The organism is Streptomyces sp. NPDC029044, assembly GCF_040637495.1.
Taxonomy (GTDB): domain Bacteria; phylum Actinomycetota; class Actinomycetes; order Streptomycetales; family Streptomycetaceae; genus Streptomyces.
The window spans coordinates 1-18,334 of sequence record NZ_JBEZWN010000103.1; the positions used below are offsets into that span (position 1 = coordinate 1).

Annotated in this window: 14 protein-coding genes and 3 pseudogenes; 13 read left to right on the forward strand and 4 right to left on the reverse strand. The window is 69.9% G+C overall.

All coding sequences use genetic code 11. The annotated features are described in order from the left end of the window. Positions 1-862 precede the first annotated feature (862 nt). A pseudogene (locus tag AB0E85_RS38065) lies at positions 863-1,555 on the reverse strand (MFS transporter); the annotation flags it as partial. A 282-nt stretch (positions 1,556-1,837) separates the two neighbouring features. Here AB0E85_RS38065 and AB0E85_RS38070 point away from each other — a divergent pair. Beyond that, positions 1,838-2,259, forward strand: a pseudogene (locus AB0E85_RS38070) (transposase); the annotation flags it as partial. 21 nt (positions 2,260-2,280) lie between these two features. Here AB0E85_RS38070 and AB0E85_RS38075 read toward each other — a convergent pair. Next, complete coding sequence (locus AB0E85_RS38075) at positions 2,281-3,177, reverse strand: helix-turn-helix transcriptional regulator (RefSeq protein ID WP_361937268.1); 897 nt, start codon at positions 3,175-3,177, stop codon at positions 2,281-2,283. Between the two features lie 121 nt (positions 3,178-3,298). On the opposite strand from AB0E85_RS38075, the gene AB0E85_RS38080 reads away from it, so the two are divergent. From AB0E85_RS38080 to AB0E85_RS38125, 10 genes and pseudogenes are all read left to right on the forward strand, one after another. Then, positions 3,299-4,321, forward strand: a complete 1,023-nt coding sequence (locus AB0E85_RS38080; protein WP_361937270.1) for a zinc-dependent alcohol dehydrogenase family protein — start codon at positions 3,299-3,301, stop codon at positions 4,319-4,321. Positions 4,322-4,442: 121 nt separating this feature from the next. Next, a complete protein-coding gene (locus tag AB0E85_RS38085) occupies positions 4,443-4,823 on the forward strand; it encodes a DUF2255 family protein (protein ID WP_361937272.1) in 381 nt (126 codons plus the stop codon). A gap of 165 nt (positions 4,824-4,988) precedes the next feature. Beyond that, on the forward strand, positions 4,989-5,756 hold the full coding sequence (locus AB0E85_RS38090) for a glucose 1-dehydrogenase (protein ID WP_361937274.1): 768 nt from the start codon (positions 4,989-4,991) through the stop codon (positions 5,754-5,756). Positions 5,757-6,079: 323 nt separating this feature from the next. After that, positions 6,080-6,724: a (2Fe-2S)-binding protein gene (locus AB0E85_RS38095; RefSeq protein WP_361937276.1), complete on the forward strand. Its 645-nt coding sequence runs from the start codon at positions 6,080-6,082 to the stop codon at positions 6,722-6,724. 7 nt (positions 6,725-6,731) lie between these two features. Then, on the forward strand, positions 6,732-7,712 hold the full coding sequence (locus AB0E85_RS38100) for a xanthine dehydrogenase family protein subunit M (protein ID WP_361937278.1): 981 nt from the start codon (positions 6,732-6,734) through the stop codon (positions 7,710-7,712). Next, on the forward strand, positions 7,709-9,904 hold the full coding sequence (locus AB0E85_RS38105) for a xanthine dehydrogenase family protein molybdopterin-binding subunit (protein ID WP_361937280.1): 2,196 nt from the start codon (positions 7,709-7,711) through the stop codon (positions 9,902-9,904). The genes AB0E85_RS38100 and AB0E85_RS38105 overlap by 4 nt, the downstream gene beginning before the upstream one ends. A 229-nt stretch (positions 9,905-10,133) precedes the next feature. After that, positions 10,134-11,309 (forward strand): XdhC/CoxI family protein, encoded by a 1,176-nt coding sequence (locus AB0E85_RS38110; protein ID WP_361937282.1) that lies wholly within the window; start codon positions 10,134-10,136, stop codon positions 11,307-11,309. A 962-nt stretch (positions 11,310-12,271) separates the two neighbouring features. Then, positions 12,272-12,562 (forward strand): Mu transposase C-terminal domain-containing protein, encoded by a 291-nt coding sequence (locus AB0E85_RS38115; RefSeq protein WP_361937284.1) that lies wholly within the window; start codon positions 12,272-12,274, stop codon positions 12,560-12,562. Positions 12,563-12,587: 25 nt separating this feature from the next. Continuing rightward, positions 12,588-13,088 carry a hypothetical protein gene (locus AB0E85_RS38120; RefSeq protein WP_361937286.1) on the forward strand — a complete coding sequence of 167 codons (501 nt, stop codon included), beginning with the start codon at positions 12,588-12,590 and terminating at the stop codon, positions 13,086-13,088. A gap of 232 nt (positions 13,089-13,320) precedes the next feature. Then, positions 13,321-14,314: pseudogene (locus AB0E85_RS38125) on the forward strand (immunity 49 family protein). 342 nt (positions 14,315-14,656) lie between these two features. Here the strand turns inward: AB0E85_RS38125 and AB0E85_RS38130 are convergent. Together AB0E85_RS38130 and AB0E85_RS38135 are read right to left on the reverse strand one after the other, a co-directional pair. Continuing rightward, positions 14,657-15,235, reverse strand: a complete 579-nt coding sequence (locus tag AB0E85_RS38130; RefSeq protein ID WP_361937288.1) for a dienelactone hydrolase family protein — start codon at positions 15,233-15,235, stop codon at positions 14,657-14,659. Positions 15,236-16,020: 785 nt separating this feature from the next. After that, a complete protein-coding gene (locus AB0E85_RS38135; protein ID WP_361937290.1) occupies positions 16,021-16,662 on the reverse strand; it encodes a hypothetical protein in 642 nt (213 codons plus the stop codon). 423 nt (positions 16,663-17,085) lie between these two features. Here AB0E85_RS38135 and AB0E85_RS38140 point away from each other — a divergent pair, with 423 nt between their 5' ends. Further along, positions 17,086-17,808: a metal-dependent hydrolase gene (locus AB0E85_RS38140; protein ID WP_361937292.1), complete on the forward strand. Its 723-nt coding sequence runs from the start codon at positions 17,086-17,088 to the stop codon at positions 17,806-17,808. Then, positions 17,808-18,334 (forward strand): helix-turn-helix transcriptional regulator (locus AB0E85_RS38145; protein WP_361937294.1); only part of this gene is annotated, 527 nt, incomplete at its 3' end. The genes AB0E85_RS38140 and AB0E85_RS38145, both read left to right, overlap by 1 nt.

The window sequence follows — 18,334 nt, forward strand, 5'->3', positions numbered from 1 at the left end:
TCCGCCCCCCCCCCCCCACCCCTCGCTGCTACTTCAGCCACCCTGCCTCCGGCGCCCCCCCACACACCCGGGGGGCCCCGGGGCCGGACACTGCCCGCATGCCCTCGCGCGGGGACAGGGACGTTGATGTGGAACTCCCTGCTGGGCCTTGACGCCGTCTGCTGTTCGGAGTGGGCTCCGCCGCGAGGGCCGCCGGGCGTACGCAGGACGGGCCGGGCGACCTTTGCGTCCCACTCGGCGAGGATGTCCTCAGCGCGGTGAACGGTCGCGTGGCAGACCTGAGCCTCCCGGGCGAGGTTCTCCTTGGTCAGGGCACCGTCGGTGTGCAGGGGTTCGCCGGCCAGGAGCCGCGACATCGCCTCCCGGAGCTTGGCGGCACTCGTGGCGGAGACCGGCATCAGGGGGTGACTCCTGCGTGCTGAAGTGCGTGGGTCATGCGCTGGACGCCGGCGAGACGGATCATGACGGCCTCGCGGACCGGTGGTGACAGAGAAGAGTTCTGGACCCTGGCCGTCAGGTCACCTTCCTCAGCGATCCAGATCGGTGCATGACGGCGCGTGATCACGGAGTCGCGGCAGCGGTCGGCCTGGCAGGCGCCGATCAGCGGGGCCGTACCCCGCTGATCGGCGGGCAGCTGTGTCTGGCACTCGGCCCGCGGGCGTCGAACATGCCAGTGGTTCATGGAGCCCAGGTGCATGTGGGGGAACTGCGTGACGAGCAGGGCGGCTTCGGCTCGTTCATCGGCGATCTGCGCCCGCAGCACGGGGTCGTGGTCCATGGCCGTGATGACCTGGTCCAGGCCGGCGTGCAGCCGGTCAGCGCCGGGCCGGACCGCGACCTTCTCGCCTGCTCTGCGGACTTGGAGCGGCGCCATGAGCACCGTCGTCAGCCCGAACGGGGCCACGAGCAGGCCCGCGGCGAGCATCGACTGCCCGAGGCCGTGGCCGGTCGAGGTGGGCAACCGCAGTTCGGGGATTCCGGTACGGCGGCGAGGACGAGGAGGGCGGAGAGGATGCCGAGGACGGCGGCGCTGTGGAAGAGGGCGTGCCGGTCGGCGTGCTGGGCGACCAGGGCCGCGGCGGGCAGGACGAGGCCGCCGCCCACGCCGGGCGAGGAGCTCATCACGGCGATGGCCGACCCGAGCCTCTCGCGGGGCAGCGTGTCGCGCATCAGGCCGATGCCCAGCGGCAGGGCGCCCATCGCGAAGCCCTGGAGCGTGCGGCCGGCGATCATGGTGAGCAGGCGCTGGTGACAGCGCTGATCAGCGCGCCGACGACCATCACCGCGAGGCTGAGGACGAGCACGCGGCGCTTGCCGTACAGGTCGCCGAGACGGCCCATGACCGGTGTGGCTGCGGCGCCGGACAGGAGGGTCGCGGTCAGGACCCAGGTGGCGTCGCCGGGGGCGGCTTCCAGCGGTTGGGGCAGGCCTTGATGACCGGGACCAGCATGGTCTGCATCACCGAGAGCACGGCCCTCGCGAAGGCCAGGACCGGTACGACCGCTCTGGTGGGTGGCCGGGTGGGGGAGGGCCGGTCTGTGGCCGGGTGGGTCATCGCGTGGGGCCTTCAGGCCGGAAGGAACGAAGCAGAGATACGACCGCCTGTCTCTCCTGAGGTGGAGGACGGCGGCAGCGGATGGTGACCGTCGGCCCCTGCGGCCGAGGTCGCCACCCGCGGTGGTGCTACCGGGGCGGCTGCTGCCCCGCGCGGGTCAGAGCAGGAAGTCCAGCAGTGCCTTCGTCAGCGGCCGCGGCACTTCTTCGGCCAGGAAGTGGCCGGAAACGGTGGCGCGGCAGCTGTAGCGGCCCAGGCAGTTCAGATTCGCATGCTTGAGCGGTCGGCCTGCTGCTGGCAGTGCTGGTCACCGGGGCCGGCGTCCAGGACTCCACCGCCGGCCGCACCCTGCTTGGAGCAGGCCGCCACCGACCACCCCACTCTCCGCAAGGTCTGGGTCGACGGCGGCTCCGCAGACACTTCGTCGAGCACGCCGCCGCCCTCGGCATCGACCTCGAAATCGTCCAACGCCCCCCCGGGACCAGGGGATTCACCCCGATCCCGAAACGCTGGGCCGTGGAACGGACCTACGGCTGGCTCATGCTGCACCGGCGCTGGTCCGTGACTATGAAACCCACCCGCACCGCTCCGAAGCCATGATCCACCTGGCCATGACCGACCTGATGGCCCGCCGCCTCACCGGCGAGACGACCGTCTCCCGGCGCGACCCGACATCACCTAATGAAATCCGCATACCGGGATGAAACAACCGGAAAAAGTGACCTCTAAGCGTGCCGAGGGCGATTGGGGCGCACTTCATCGTTGGCCGTCTGTAGCTGCTTCTGCGTCTCGGCCCAGGCCGCCAGCAGGGTGAGACCGTCGGCGCTGGGCGTACCGGGGGCCGCGGTCCAGGTGGTGATGGTGACGTGCGGGTCGCCGGGCAGTGCGAAGTCGTCGTAGACGAGTTCCATCGTGCCCACGGCCCGGTGGTGGACGACCTTGCGTCCGCGTGAGTGGCGGCGCACGTTGTGCTTGGCCCAGAGGGTGCTGAAATCGGTGCTGCGGACGGAGAGCTCGCCGATGAGTTCGCTCACCTGCTTGTCCAGCGGGTCGCGCCCGGCTGTCGCGCGCAGGACCGCGACCAGCAGGTTCTTCGCCTGGTCGATGTCGTCGTAGAAGGCCGCGGCACGCGGGTCGAGGAACACGTACCGGGCGAAGTTCGGCGGCTGCTTGCCCGCGGGGAACAGGTCGGCGTACAGGGCGCGGCCCAGGTCGTTGGCCGCGAGAAGGTCGAGGCGGCCGTTCTGCACCACGGCGGGAACGCTCATGGAGTCGAGGACCTGCTGCACCGACGCGGTGATGGGCGAGGTGGGCCTGGGGCGTCTGCGGGGCGCACCGGGCGCGACGTTGCGGGCCAGGTCGTAGAGGTGGGCGCGCTCGTCGTCGTCGAGTTGCAGCGTCCGGGCGATCGCATCGAGGACACTCTCCGACGCGCCACCGAGCTGGCCGCGCTCCATGCGGGTGTAGTACTCGACGCTGAGGCCGGCGAGCATCGCGACCTCCTCCCGCCGCAGTCCTTTGACGCGGCGGTTGCCCCCGACGTAGGGCAGCCCGGCCTGCTCGGGCGTGATCCTCGCCCGACGGCTCATGAGGAACCCCCGGATCTCCTGCTGAAACTCCATGGCTCCCACGCTAGGACGTCTGCTTCCCATAAGGGGGTCCCTGAGAGTGCCTGGCAGGCGTCCGTGAGGCGAGGGACGGTGGAAGCGCACCCCAGAAATCTGTGTGAAAAGGAATCTGCACATGCGTGGAGCTGTCATTCATGCGCCGGGCGACATCCGGGTCGAAGAGCGCGAGAACCCCACGATCGTCACGCCGACGGATGCGATCATCCGGGTGTCGGCCGCCTGCGTGTGCGGTTCCGATCTGTGGGACTACCGCGGGATCAACGAAGTGGCACAGCCGACCCCGATCGGGCACGAGTACGTCGGCGTGGTCACCGAGATCGGCGACGAGGTGAAGAACATCGGAGTCGGTGACTTCGTCGTCGGTTCGTTCATGGCCTCGGACAACACCTGTGAGATCTGCGAGGCCGGCTACCAGTCACGGTGTGCGCATGTCGAGTTCGTCGGCGCCGGCGGGGCGCAGGCGGAATACCTGCGGGTGCCGCTGGCCGACGGCACCCTCGTCGCCACCCCCGGAATGCCGGACGCCGACCTGATCCCCTCGCTGCTGGCCGCCTCCGACGTGCTGGGGACGGGCTGGTTCGGCGCCGTGGCCGCCGAGGCCGGGCCGGGCAGGACCGTGGCCGTGGTCGGCGACGGAGCCGTGGGCCTGCTCGCCGTTCTGGCCGCGAAGCACCTGGGCGCGGAGCGGATCATCGCCATGTCGCGGCACGCCTCGCGGCAGAAGCTCGCCCGCGAGTTCGGCGCCACCGACATCGTCGAAGAGCGCGGCGACGAGGGCGTGGCCAGGATCAAGGAACTCACCGGTGGATACGGCGCCCACAGCGTGATCGAAGCCGTCGGCACCCAGGAATCGATGATGCAGGCCATCCGCTCCACCCGCCCCGGCGGACACGTCGGATACGTGGGCGTGGCCCACGGGGTGGAGCTGCCGGGCGAGGAACTGTTCTTCTCCGGAGTACACCTGCACGGCGGCCCCGCTCCCGTGCGCCGCTTCCTGCCCGAGCTGATCCAGCTCATCTGGGACCGCGAGATCGACCCGGGCAAGGTCTTCGACCTCACCCTCCCGCTCGATGAGGCCGCCGAGGGCTACAAAGCAATGAACGAGCGCCGAGCCATCAAATCCTTGCTGAAGCCCTGACCCCTGCGCGGTCCAGGCGCCCGAGGCACATCGCCTGCTCGATGCCGGCGGGACGCTCGGACGCATCATCCTCGCATCTCCCGTGCGTGAAAGCCTGTCTGACGAAAGGACACCTGAACAGATGACCGCCTGGCCCTCTGACGACATCACCCGTATCGCGGCCACCGATGACCTCCACATCGCCCCCTTGCGGGCAGACGGGGCCACCCACGGCACCCTGACCTGGATCTGGTCCGTCGTGGTGGACGGACGCCTGTTCGTCCGCGCCTACAACGGCACGAACTCCCGCTGGTACAAGTCCGCGATGGACCAGCGCGCGGGCCGCATCACCGCCGCCGGCTCCACTTTCGATGTCACGTTCGCCGCCGCAGACCCCTCCCTCAGGGAACGGATCGACGCGGCCTACCGCGACAAGTACTCCGGCAGCCCGTACCTGCCCCCCATGGTCGCCGCCGGCCCCCAGGCCGCGACCGTCGAGATCACCCCGGGCCGGCCCGCCTGAAAACGCTCCGCCCTGACGCGGGCGGACACCACGCGCCCCGTCCGGATGCGGTCTCTGCCGACCGCTGAAGCCCTGACACCTCACTCACCGACTCGCCCTCGCCCGGGGCCTTGAGAATCCCGGGCAAGTTGCGGGAATGTTCGATTCGACAGGAGAACCTCCCCCATGACCCCCACCTACGACTTCTCCGGGCAGGTCGCCTTCGTCACCGGCGCCGCCTCCGGCATGGGACTGGCCGCCGCCCGCGCCTTCGCCGACTCCGGCGCGGCCGTGGTGCTGGCCGACCGTGACCCCGATGCCGTCCACAAGGCGGCCGAGGAGATGACCGGCAGCGGCGGGCGGGCGATCGGTGTCGTCTGCGACGTCACCGACGAACAGCAGGTGGAGGCGGCGGTGCGGGCCGCGGTCTCGGAGTACGGTCGCCTGGACATGGCGTTCAACAACGCCGGCATCCAGGTGCCGCCGACCGACGCGGCCGACGAGACGGCCGACGACTTCGACCGGGTCAACGCCGTCAACCTGCGCGGCGTATGGGCGGCGATGAAGCACGAACTGCGGCAGATGCGCGAGCAGGGCAGCGGCGCCGTCGTCAACTGCTCCTCCCTGGGCGGGCTCGTCGGACTTCCCGAGCGCGCGGCCTACCACGCCTCCAAGCACGGCGTCATCGGCCTGACCCGCAGCGCTGCGGTCGAGTACGCGCCCCGGGGTATCCGTATCAACGCCGTGTGCCCCGGTGTCATCAACACCCCGATGGTCGCCGACATGCTCGAAGGCCAGGCCGAGGCCATGGCCGGGATCATCAAGGAACAGCCCATCGGCCGGCTGGGCACAGCGGACGAGGTCGCGGCAGCCGTGCTGTGGCTGTGCAGCCCCGGCGCCAGCTTCGTCATCGGAACCGCTCTCCCCGTCGATGGCGGCTTCACCGTCCACTAAAGGCCGCTCACCGGCACACGCCCAGGCAGTACGCCCGCCCCATTGGCTGAGCAGGCCCTCCACCCCCTGGCAAACCACCGCCTCGTCCGCGCCTACCGGGTCGGGAACTCACAGCCCCGCGGTTCAGGGGACGCGATCACACCTCCGAGCGGTAAGCCAGCCGGCCATGGCCGGCACGGTCCTCGACCACGGAGTACGAGCGGCACCACCAGGTGGCACCGCCCTGTCCCCTGGACAACAGACAGCCCGAGCACCTGTCCAGAACGTCACTCTGCCCTGCCGCAGTTGCGGCTGAATCCGCCCTTTGAAGAAAAGGCGTACCCATGCCCAGTGAATCTGTGTCTGCTGTTCCACCGCCCGCCGGACCGGGACCGTCCCCCTCGAGGCCCACGCGGCGGACCTTCATCGCCACTACCACCGCGGTCGGTGGCGTTGCCGTCGCGGGCGGAGTGGTCGGCGGGTCCCTCCTCGTCGGTTCGCAGGAAGCGGCAGCTGCCGCGCCGCCGGCCAGCCGCGTGTCCCTGACCGTGAACGGCACCCGGCGCACGGTGACGGTCGACAACCGCACCTCGCTGCTGGACCTGCTGCGCGAGCACCTGGGTCTGACCGGTTCCAAGAAGGGCTGCAACGCGGGGGCCTGCGGTGCGTGCACGGTGCTGGTCGACGGGCGGCGGGTCAACGCCTGCCTGACCCTCGCGGTGCGCCTGGAGGGCGCCGAGGTCACCACGATCGAGGGCCTGGCCGACGGCGACGAACTGCACCCGCTGCAGCAGGCGTTCATCGACGAGGACGCCTTCCAGTGCGGGTACTGCACGCCGGGTCAGATCCTGTCGGGTGTGGGCTGCATCGAGGAGGGGCACACCGGCTCGCCGGAGGAGATCCGGGAGTGGATGAGCGGCAACATCTGCCGCTGCGGCTGTTACGTCAAAATCGCGCGCGCGGTCGGGCAGACCGCCGGCCGGAAGTGAGGGCCTGATGTATCCCTTCGCCTTCACCAAAGCCTCCGACACCCATGCGGCCCTCGACGCCGGTCGTCGCGGCGGTCGTTACATCGCCGGCGGCACCACCCTGGTCGACCTGATGCGCGAGACCGTCGAGCGCCCCGAGACGCTGGTGGACATCTCCGGTCTGCCGCTGGACGAGATCACCGTCACCGAGCGCGGGGGATTGCGGATCGGCGCGCTGGTGACCATGTCCGAGGCCGCCGCCGACCGCAAGGTGCGCACCCTGTACCCCGTGATCTCCGAATCGCTGGAACTGAGTGCCTCGGCCCAACTGCGGAACATGGCGACCATCGGCGGCAACATCATGCAGCGCACCCGCTGCACCTACTTCCGTGATGTGACGGCCGACTGCAACAAGCGTGAGCCCGGCTCGGGTTGTGCCGCAGTGCACGGCCACAACCGCTCCCACGCGATCCTCGGCACCTCCGACGCCTGCGTGGCCACCCACCCCTCCGACGTGGCCGTAGCGTTCGCGGCCCTGGAGGCGACCGTGAACCTGCTGGGCCCGGACGGGGAGCGCCGGATCCCCTTCGCAGGCTTTCTGCTGCGCCCCGGCAGAGCGCCTCACCATGAACAGGCCGTCCGCAAAGGCGAGTTGATTACGTCGGTCGAGATACCGGCCCACCCGCGTCCGCTGAAGTCGGGCTATCTGAAGGTGCGCGACCGGCAGTCCTACGAGTTCGCCCTGACGTCGGCGGCCATCGCGCTGCATGTACGCGGCGGGGTGATCCGCGAAGCGCGGGTCGCCGCCGGGGGAGTGGGCACGGTCCCCTGGAAGCTGCCCGCCGTGGAGCGACACCTGGTCGGCGAACGCCCCTCGCCAGCCCTGTGGGCGGCCGCCGCGGAGCAGGCAGCCGACGGAGCACGCCCGCTTCAGTACAACCGGTTCAAGATTGAATTGCTCAAGCGGACGGTCGAGCGTCAGCTGCGCATCGTGGGAGGTACGAAGTGAGCCCCCAGCCCCGGGCCGCCGTCGGTGCCCCGCTGTCCCGGGTGGACGGGCGTCTCAAGGTCACCGGCCAGGCTCTGTACGCCGCCGAACACGAGGTCGACGGCGTCCTGCACGCCGTCATCGTCGACAGCGCTGTCGGCGTCGGCCGCATCACGTCCATCGACACGGACGCCGCTCTGGCCCACCCCGGCGTGCTGCGGGTGATCCACCACCGCAACGCGCCCAAGCTGCCGTACCTCGACAACCCCGGATCCAACAACCCCGAGGGCCGCCGCCTGCGGGTCTTCCAGGACGACAAGGTCCTCTTCCACGGCCAGCCGGTCGCCGTCGTCATCGCCACCACCCTGGAGGCCGCGCAACACGGCGCGAGCCTGGTCGAGGTGCGCTACGACGCGAGGAAGCCGTCGACCGAGATGGCGGAGGCGAAGCCGGACGAGCCGACCGAATACGCACGCGGTGACGCCGCGGCCGGGCTCCGCGACGCCGCGGTGCGGATGGACCTGCACTACCGCATGGCACGCAACCACCAGAACCCGATGGAGCCGCACGCCACCATCGCCCGCTGGAACGGCGACAAGCTGACCGTGTGGGACAAGACCCAGTGGGTGGTGGGCACCCAGACCGAACTCTCCACGGTCTTCGACCTGCCCATGAAGTCCGTGCGCGTCATCTCGCCGTTCGTCGGCGGCGGTTTCGGCAGCGGGCTGCGCTGCTGGCCGCACACCGTGGTCGCCGCCCTCGCCGCCCGAGAGATGAAACGCCCCGTCAAGGTCGTCCTGAGCCGCAGGCAGATGTACTTCGGCACCGGCTTCCGGCCCTCCTACGACTACCGCCTGCGCCTCGGCAGCGACCGGCGGGGCCGACTCGCGGCCATGGTGCACGAGATGGACGCGGAGACCTCGTCGTACGAGAAATTCGACGAGGCCATCATGCGCGCCGGCCAGATGTTCTACAGCACCCCCAACGTCAGCCAGGCTTACCGCAAGGTGCCGCTGGACGTGAACACCCCGCTGTACATGCGGGGCCCCGGCTTCGCGAACGCCTCCTTCGCCATCGAGTCGGCCATGGACGAGCTCGCGAACCGGCTCGGTGTCGACCCGATCGAGCTGCGGCTGCGCAACGAGCCGGCCGAGGACGAGTCGAACGGCCTGCCCTGGTCCACCCGCAAGCTGCGCGAGTGCTACACCGTCGGCGCCCGGGAGTTCGGCTGGGACCGGCGCAACCCCAAGCCCCGCTCGACGCGTGACGGCGACTGGCTGGTCGGGCTCGGCATGGCCGCGGCCGTGTACGACCCCGGCCGCTTCCCCGCGCAGGCCCGGGTCCGCCTGGACGCCGACGGCACCGCGGTGGCCGAGGCCGCCACCATCGACATGGGTCCGGGGACCTACACCTCCCAGACCCAGGTCGGCGCCGACGCGCTCGGGCTGACCATGCGCGCGGTGACCTTCCGGCTCGGCGACTCCCTCTACCCGCCGACCCCGCCGCACGGCGGCTCGATGACCATGACGGTCGTCGGCTCCGCCGTCCTCGACGCCTGCAACACGGTCCGCGGCCAGGCCATCAAGCTGGCCGTCGAGGACGAGGAGTCGCCGCTGCACGGCGTGCGGGCCGAGGACGTCGTCGTGCGCGGCGGCCGGCTGCACGTGCAGGGCAACCCGGCCCGCGGCGAGACCTACCAGCGGCTGCTGAGCCGGAACAAGCTCACGCACATCGAGGCCGAAGGTGCCTACGCCGGGGCGCCGGAGCCCGCGCGCCACGCGTACTTCTCCTACGGCGCGGTCTTCACCGAGGTCGGGGTGGACGCCACGCTCGGCCTGGTGAGGGTGCGTCGGATGCTCGGCGTGTACGACGTGGGCCGCATCGTCAGCCCCAAGCTCGCGGACAGCCAGGCGCTGGGCGGCATGGTCGGTGGCATCGGCCAGGCCCTCCTTGAGCACACGGTCACCGACCACCGCGACGGCCGGATCGTCAACGCCAACCTCGCCGACTACCTCGTCCCCGTCAACGCGGACATCCCCGCCCTCAAGGCCATCTACCTTCAGAGCGAGGATCCGCAGGCCAACCCGCTCGGCGTCAAGGGGATCGGAGAGATCGTCCAGGTCGGCGTGGCGGCGGCCATAGCCAACGCGGTCTACAACGCCACCGGACGCCGCATCCGCGAACTGCCCATCACCGCTGAGGCGTTGATCTGACCCCGGTGGCCCGGTGGCCCGGTGGCCCGGTGGCCCGGTGGCCCGGTGGCCCGGTGCCCCGGTGCCTCCGTGCCCCGGGCCACGGAGGAGAAGCCCACTGCCCGGCATACCTCCTGACCGTCCGGCAGTCGGTCCCCGTCCGGCTGCCGGACCTTCCTGGGCCGGCGTCGCGTTTGCACCCCCGTGGAGCGCGGCGGCGGCCCTACCCCACACCCACGGAGACAGGCACATGTTGAACATCGCGGACACACTCGACCGCTGGTGCCGCGGAACACGCCCCTTCGCCCTGGCCACCGTCATCGATGTCCACGGCAGCGCCCCCCTGCCCGTCGGTACCTCGGCCGCGGTGGACGTGGACGGCAACGCGGTCGGCAGCATGTCCGGCGGCTGCGTCGAGGGCGCCGTCTACGAACTGTGCCAACAGGTACTCACGGACGGCGGCGCACCCCAGCGGGCCTGGTTCGGCCACTCCGACGACGACGCCTTCGCCGTCGGACTCACGTGCGGCGGCGAACTCGACGTCCTCGTCCAGCGCATCGACCCCGCCGCGGAGCCCCACTTGGCCGCAGCTTTGGACGAGGTCATGTCGGGTCGGCCGACGGCCGTGGCACACGTCGTCGACGGTTCCGAAGAACTCCTCGGCCGCACCATGTACGTCCTCGGTGATGTCGACGCGATCCACGGAACCCTGGACGACGGCGAAGTGGACCGAATGGTCACGGCACAGGCCAGCGCCCTGCTGCGAGCGGGACGTACCGCCCGCGTCGAGATCGGCGGCGACACGGACACCTGCCCCGAGAAGTTGTCCGTCCTCGTCCATGTCCACGCCTCCCGGCCCCGCATGCTGATCTTCGGCGCCGTCGACTTCGCCGCCGCCCTCAGCCGGGTCGGACACTTCCTGGGCTACCGGGTCACCGTGTGCGACGCACGCCCGGTGTTCGCCACCGCGTCCCGGTTCCCGGAGGCGGACGACATCGTGGTCGACTGGCCCCACCGGTACCTGGCACGCACCGAGACCGACGCCCGCACCGTGATCTGCGTCCTCACCCACGACGCCAAGTTCGACATCCCCCTGCTACGCCTCGCACTCGACCTGCCCGTCGGCTACGTCGGCGCGATGGGATCCCGGCGCACCCATGACGAGCGCCTGAACCGCCTCCGGGAGTCCGGTGTGTCCGAGGCCCGGCTGGCCCGGCTGCGCTCACCGATCGGGCTCGACCTGGGTGCCCGCACACCCGAGGAGACTGCCGTCTCCATTGCTGCGGAGATCATCTCCTACGCCAACCAGGCCACCGGCCGGCCCCTGTCCGACGGCACGGGGCCGATTCATGGACCGCTCGTCCGACACCAGGCCGACGGTCGGAGCACTCCCTACCTTGCCGCACGCGTCGGCATGGACCGCTGAGTCCAACCGGCCGGCCTGCGCACGGCGGGGCCGAATGCCTTCTCAGGGAGTGGCCCGACCCGCTATGCCATGACTGAAGTCCTCCGGACCTGTGAGCAGATGCAACGGACAAAAGGAGCAACTCACGTGCGCAGCCGCGCATTGTCGCCGTCGAGGAGCTCGTCAGCTGGTAGGGGTTGGCGAGGCGTTGAACGCATGAGGGGGTTGCTTCGCAGGGCAGTGGCCGGGTCCATCGCGTTCATGTCGGTGTGCACCGAGGGTTCCCGAACTGTGGCGGGTGCTCGGGGACGCTCTTGAGCTGGGCAGGCGTCTGCCGCGCGGGGCGGGGGAGGCCGATCTGATGCTGGTGAACGCGCTCCGGCGGCCCCGCGTGCTGGTACTGGACGTGGCACAGCGCCTTCCGGGGCCGGCGCTGGAGGGGCCCGCAGGCCGTGGATCACGTGGTTCACCGACTGCGTGACTAACGTGATCACCGGCGTCGCGGTCACGCCGGGGCATCCGTCGCGGAAGTGGGTGCTGGCCGTGCTGCGCTCTGCGGTCCTGCGCGAGGATCCCTATGGTCCCTTCGGCGGCCTGCCCGAAAAGGTACGGGGTGGACCGTGGCAAGGACTTTTTGTCCCGGACGGTGACCGCAGTGTTCGATCTCCTCGACGTGACGGTTCAGGACCTGCCCGCCTTACGCCCCACCTCATGGGCACCGTGGAGGGTGTCAATCGGGCGGTGGAGAGTATGTTCCTGGCCTCGCTGTCCGGCTCTGCCCGCCAGTCGCACCCCGGCAAACGGGCCTCCCGCCCGAAGGATGAAGTGCTGCTCGGCTTCGAGGACTTCACCGTCCGGCTGCTGGCTTGGACGCTCTGGTGGAACACCGAGCACCGCCCGGCGCCGTTGCGGGGCAAGACTCCGCTTAGGGGCGGCTGGACGATCCCACCTCGCTGCGGGATGTGCCGGCCGCGGATCTGTGGATGTTCCCCCTGGAGGACGCCGGGCCCCGCACGCTGACCACCCGCGGCATCCGCTTCAGGAAAGGCGACTACGTGGGGCCGTGGATGACTGGTCAGGCAGGGATCCAGGTCCGTATCCGCTGCATGCCCCACCACGACCACCGACATCGAGGTCTACCACGCCGTCGCCGGCCTGGCTTCGTAACTGACGTGCGACACCGTTTGTCAACGAGTTTGGATTCTGGTCCAACTTCTGTGGAGCTCTCACGCTCTGTAACCGCCGGGACTGAATGGCCCTTCGTGACTCGTTGACAGACCTGTTTGGGATCATGCCCGCATGGACTTCGACCTCGCCCCACCGACCGGCGTTGGCCCGTTGCGGATCGGTATGACTCGGCACGCGGCTAACACGGCGCTGGACTCGCTCCGCGATCTCTCTGCGGTCTCGGAGTCTGATCGGCCGGGGCAGCACGTCTTCCGTTCCAGTGGACTGATGATCAGCATCCACTGCATGCGAGACATGCTTGAAGCCATCGAGTTGGGAAGGCCGTCGGCCCAGACGGACCGTGTGTTGTTTCAGGGTGTGGACGTGTTCGCGCTTCCGGCCCGCGACGTTGTCCAGCGCATGGGCGAGTTCACCTCGATTGAGGAAACTCCTGACGACGATGCTTCATTCATTGCCCCGGACTTGCTGCTGAGCTTCTGGCGTCCGTTCGCAGCCGACGATGAGCCCGAGGAAGAGCAGGGCTGCTACTACTTCACCTCGGTCCTGCTGGCCCGGCCTGGCTACTATGACACCCGTGCTCAGGCTGCGGAGCGACTCCAGCAGAGCTCGTGACGGGCCCGTCAGGACGCCAGCAGGACTCGTTTCCGCAAGAGGCCGAAGCCGGCCCGGCCGTACATCTGGCGCTGAACAGGTCCCGGCGACCGGACAGAACACCAGGACAGCCCAGCAGGACGTCAGTCACTGCCCGGGGCACGACCACCGGGACCCGAGTATCAACATCAATGTCAGTGCCCGTTGATAGCGTGCTTCGTCCAGTCGTGGAGTTCATGAAGGGGCGGGGTACGTGCGAAATGTGACATGCCATCAGGTCGGCGAGCAGCGGTTGGCTGAGGCGCTCGACGACATCGACGGGCGGGCCTACGCGCGGTGGCACTCGCTGCGGTACGGCAGCATCTCGCCGACGCTGATCCGGGCCATGGCGGACGAACTGCTCGACCATGTCGCCGCGCGAACGGTGACCGAGCCGGGGCTCGACGCTGCGGCCGGCACCGTCGCCGTCACCGCCGCGGAGTGTGTGTGCACGGAGTGCTGAGCATCATGTGCTTCCCGGACGGGGACCAGGAACTCCGGTTCCCCCTCGTCGGGGAGCGGATCAGCACGGACCCGGACGACGACGAGTTCGGGGACGGGCCCATCACCTTCCGGGACGTCGTCCAGGAGGCGCCCACCGCGCGGACCTGGCTCGACATGTTCGAGATGTGTGTCGTCAGCGGGCATGTGTGGGACTGGGAGCGGGTCACCGGGCTGCTGATGCGGGCGACTACGCGCCCGCCATCCGTGACGGCGTGCCCTACAACCGGTACCCCTCCGTCTCCGACCCCGCCGACCTCGCCGCCATGGACGCCCTGTGCCCCTATCTCACCGAGGCGGCCGGGCATCTGCCCCGCGACTGGCCTACGGTTCCGCTGCGCAAGCCGGACGCCGGGGAGCGCGCGGAGGCCGCCCGGCGGCTCGACGAGGTCGGCGACGCGCTGAGCGCGGACCAGCGGCTGCTCCGCGTACTCCTCGACGACGACCAGCACGCCTTCGAGGACGCCCTCGTCGCCCGGCTGGTCGCGTACCGGGAGAGCGTCGAGGCCGATGCCGGTGATCCCGCGCCCCGGTCCCTCCTCCCTCTCGGTACCCTCGCCCTGGCCTGCCTCGCCGTCCAGGTCCATGGGTGGGAACTCGGTGTCCGGTCCGGGTATCTGCCGTACGGTCTGCTGGGATCGCCGGACGCGCCGCGCCGGGCGGCGGAGGGGAACCGGAACAGCTTGGGCTGCTGGACCGCCAAGTAGGCCATCCGGGGTGCGGAGACCGGCACCGACTCCTACCGCCTCGCCTCCACTCGAGCCCGAGCCGAGGAGTCGGCCAAGGCCAGCTGACTACTCCAGGTTCCCGATGGATGGCCCGCCGCCCTCCGGGCTGCCCTCCGGGCGTCGAGCCGCCACCATGCACTGCTGACGGTCATCCGCCCCGGGCGGCTGTCGCAGCCACGAGCTGAGAACTCCATAGTCGCCATCTATTCAGACCAAACCTGGCTTTTGTGGGCGTCGCGACCGAGGCACGACCTGTGTCCGTGCTTCGTCATCGACCCATGCGAACGGCCGCCCTGCCGACAGGATCAGGTCGTTGATGCCCTACTCGATGCGGTCGAAGAAGTCGAGCACCCGATGGTTGACCTGCATCGCCGCCTGTTCGTCGTAGGAGGGCAGACTGCTGTCGGTGAACAGGTGTCTGTCGCCGGGGTAGAGGAACAGCTCGGCATCCGTCACCGTCTCGACGACCGCGCGGGCGGCGTCCGCATCACCGTCCCCGGAGAAGAACGGATCTGCGTCCATGCCGTGAATCTGAACAGGGACGCCTTGAGGCCAGGTGGCGCCGAACTCCGAGACTGGGACGCACGCCTCAAGCAACGAGGCCCCCTTCGCTCCGGGGCGAGTCTGGGCCAGCTTCTGCGCCGGCAGGACGCCGAGCGAGAAGCCAACATAGATGAGCTCCGCAGGCAGCCTCTCGGCGGCGGCGGCTCCGCGCGCGATGATCGTGTCGAACCCGACGCTCTCGGCATAAGCGGCGCCCTCCTCGAGGCTGTCGAATACCTGCCCTTCGTACAGATCTGGAGCGTGGACGGTGTGTCCGGCCCGTCGCAACTGCTCGGCGAAACTGCGAATGCCAGAGGTCAGCCCGTGTCCATGATGGAAGACCAGCACCTCAGCCATGTCGCTCCCCTCGTACTGCGGTGCCGGGGTGGCGCCGCGGCACGAGTATGGACCGCAGCACTGACATCCACGGGCCGCGGCCGGACAGGACCAGCCAGGTGGTCCTGTCCGGCCGAGGCGAACTTCGAGGGCGCCGACTCGCCCGTCGCGGAAGCGCAGGTTCGAGCGGGCGGCCTCCGGATACCACGCGCCCGCTGGGTGAGGATCTCGGCATGGGCGGCCTGCTGGCGCACGAACACCGCTACGCCGCCCGAGCGCTGCGTGCCGGCCTGCCCCGGCTCGACGATGACTTGGGTCAAGCCCTGCTGACTGCGTGTGCCTACTTCGAGGCATCCGCGCCGAACGAGTCAGTCGACGACGTCCGCATCACGCTGGAACACCACTTGGCCGCCGGCCGGGGATTCGACCTGTCAAACCCCACGTTTCTCGACGCGATGTTTCCTCCACTCGATAGCCAAGGCTTTGGAGGAGCTGTATCCACCGACCGACGGTGCGCACCGCAGCCGTTGTGCCGGAAGCGATACGGCAGGCCCAGGACGACCATGCCGGCACCTACCGGCCGGAACTTGGCCCCCTACTCCTGCGTCAGGCACCGGCGCACAGAATGCCCCAGTATGAGGCTCTGAGATCAAGCGCGGATCGGGTCCCTCCCACCTATATCCGGGACAGGCCGCGGGGAGCGCCGGACAGCCCCCAGATTCTTCCACCCGACGCGCCCGGCGCCCCCGACCGGATCCGGCCTCGGGGCACATCGGTACAGCGGTTATCGGTGAGAACGATCATGGTCAGGGCGTGAGGGCGCTGACGCGGCTCCCGTACTCGCGGCGGGACTTGTGTTGTGCCGGGATCGCTGGGGTGTCCGGGGTGCCGTCGAGGGGCTGGCAGCGGTCGAGGAGCTGACGGTGAATGGCGGGGCTGGCGGTGATGCGCAGGGTGCAGCCCTGGTCACGCCGTACGGTGAGGCCCTGGTCGAGCGCGGCGGCCCGCTCGGCGGGCTCCAGGTCGGTGGTGCGGAGGAAATCGGCGACCTTGCCCGGCATGTCGAGCGTGACCGGGCGCTGCGGAGTTGGGATGCCCTCGGGGTGGGCCGCGGTGTGGTCGGGCATGAGGTCGGCGACAGCGGTGCGGATCGCGCCGCGGCTGACGCTGTGCTCCCGGGCGAGGGCGGCGATTGAGCGGCCCTCCAGGTAGGCGGCGCGTACGGCGTCGGTCTTGTCGGTCGCCACGGCGGGACGGCGGCCGCCCTTGTTGCCCTTGGCCTCGGCGGCGCGCAGTCCGTCGTAGGTGAGCTCGCGCTGGAGTTCGCCGGCAGCGGCGAGGTCCATCGTGGAGAACGCGCCGTCGTGGATGTGCAGCGCGACCTGGTCGCGGTACAGGACGTCGAGCACGTCGAGGATGTGTCCGGTGCCGCGGACGAGGCGGAACATCTCGGAGATGTGGGTGTCCCCGGGCCCACCCGGGGCCCCTTCCGTGCGGAGGGTCGGACCCTGTCTGTCGTCAAACCCTGTCAGCGATCACCATCGGATCTGATGGGATTCGCGGCGCCGTGAGCCCCCGGATTGCACGGGTTCACTGGATGCGCCGCGCACCTGTCGCCAAACGATCGTTTAGCGACAGCAATGAAGTAGCAGCGACTGCTCTGCCTGGCAGTGTGGGCGGGCGAGGCGGCTGTCCCCCCGAAGCTACGGCGAGGTGACAAGTAGCTCTCCGTAGCGGATTCCGGTGGGATCGTTGACCGTGGGTGAGGTGCCTGGCCCCCGGGGGGCCAAGGACGCTGGGTGATGCCGAGTGGTCGTTCGTTTTACTGAACGTTATGTTCACCAGCTCTGCACGTTCGTTATAGTGAACATATGGTTCACTCAAGCGAGACGCTTCGGGAAGCTGTCCAGGTCGCTACGTACCTGGATGACACGTATCTGGATCAGGCCGACACGCGGGTGATCGCCGTGGGTGAGCGGGACGGTGCGCCGTGGGCTGCCGTCGAGCGCTGCCTGTTCCATCCGCAGGGCGGCGGTCAGCCCGCCGACCGGGGGTGGCTGGACGATGTGGAGGTCGTCCCGGTCCGGGACCGGGAGTCAGGGCTGGTCGTGGCGGTGGCGCCCGAGGGCGGCAAGCTGCCGGACCTCGCGGTGGGGCAGGAGGTGCGGGCCCGGATCGATGTACAGGCCCGGATGACGCACGCCGCGCTGCACACGGCCGGGCACCTGGTCGAGGCGGTCGGACGACTTCAGGGGTGGGAGATGCTCAGCAATAACCACTTCCCTGGTCAGGCCCGCATCGAGTTCCAGGCGCCGCAGGAAGACGCCCGGCTGGCCGACGCGGAGGGGCGGGAGGCGGCCACCACCGCGCTGCGGGATGCGGTGGCCGCCGCGATCGCCGACGATCTGCCGGTCCTGGCGCGCTATGAGGGCGAGGGGCGGCGGGTGGTGCACCTGGACGCCCTGCACTGCGCGCCGTGCGGCGGCACCCATGTGCGCAGCCTCGGCGATCTGGCCGAGGTGGTTCTGCCGACGCTGAAGGTGAAGAAGGGCCGTATCAAGGTGTCCTACTCCGCCACCCACCGGAGCCACTGATGGCCGCGCCGTCTGGGTCCGGCCGGCAGCCGGTGAGCAGTACCGCGGCCGCGGTCGGCGCGAAGATCCGTCTGCGCCGCCAGCAGCGCGGCATGAGCGCCGCGGAGATGGCCCGGCGCGCCGGGCTGAGCAAGGCCACGCTGTCGCAGTTGGAGGCAGGCAACGGCAATCCGACGATCGACACCCTGGACGCGATCGCCGTCGCGCTGCGCATCCCGATCGCGGACCTGCTGGCGCGCGACGCCGACACCGGGCCGGTCTACCGGCCGGGCACGCCCGCCGAACCCGGCGAGGTCGCCCGGGAACTGCTGCGCCGCATCAGCAGCGGTAACAGCCTGGAGATCTGGCGGCTGCGCATCCCGCCCGAGACGGAGCTGGCTGGCGTCCCCCACGCCACAGGCACGATCGAGCACCTGCTCATCGCCTCCGGACATGGCCTGCTCGACGACTCCTTCCGGGTGTTCGGCCCCGACCAGCGCCGGGTCCACACCGGTGAGGCCACGCACGCGGACGGCCGCTCCGACAC

Bases quoted from the DNA above. Each gene is read 5' to 3' on its own strand.
- AB0E85_RS38075 (WP_361937268.1), bottom strand. From the start codon at position 3,177: ATGGAGTTTCAGCAGGAGATCCGGGGGTTCCTCATGAGCCGTCGGGCG.
- AB0E85_RS38080 (WP_361937270.1), top strand. From the start codon at position 3,299: ATGCGTGGAGCTGTCATTCATGCGCCGGGCGACATCCGGGTCGAAGAG.
- AB0E85_RS38085 (WP_361937272.1), top strand. From the start codon at position 4,443: ATGACCGCCTGGCCCTCTGACGACATCACCCGTATCGCGGCCACCGAT.
- AB0E85_RS38090 (WP_361937274.1), top strand. From the start codon at position 4,989: ATGACCCCCACCTACGACTTCTCCGGGCAGGTCGCCTTCGTCACCGGC.
- AB0E85_RS38095 (WP_361937276.1), top strand. From the start codon at position 6,080: ATGCCCAGTGAATCTGTGTCTGCTGTTCCACCGCCCGCCGGACCGGGA.
- AB0E85_RS38100 (WP_361937278.1), top strand. From the start codon at position 6,732: ATGTATCCCTTCGCCTTCACCAAAGCCTCCGACACCCATGCGGCCCTC.
- AB0E85_RS38110 (WP_361937282.1), top strand. From the start codon at position 10,134: ATGTTGAACATCGCGGACACACTCGACCGCTGGTGCCGCGGAACACGC.
- AB0E85_RS38115 (WP_361937284.1), top strand. From the start codon at position 12,272: ATGTTCCCCCTGGAGGACGCCGGGCCCCGCACGCTGACCACCCGCGGC.
- AB0E85_RS38120 (WP_361937286.1), top strand. From the start codon at position 12,588: ATGGACTTCGACCTCGCCCCACCGACCGGCGTTGGCCCGTTGCGGATC.
- AB0E85_RS38130 (WP_361937288.1), bottom strand. From the start codon at position 15,235: ATGGCTGAGGTGCTGGTCTTCCATCATGGACACGGGCTGACCTCTGGC.
- AB0E85_RS38135 (WP_361937290.1), bottom strand. From the start codon at position 16,662: ATGTTCCGCCTCGTCCGCGGCACCGGACACATCCTCGACGTGCTCGAC.
- AB0E85_RS38140 (WP_361937292.1), top strand. From the start codon at position 17,086: ATGGTTCACTCAAGCGAGACGCTTCGGGAAGCTGTCCAGGTCGCTACG.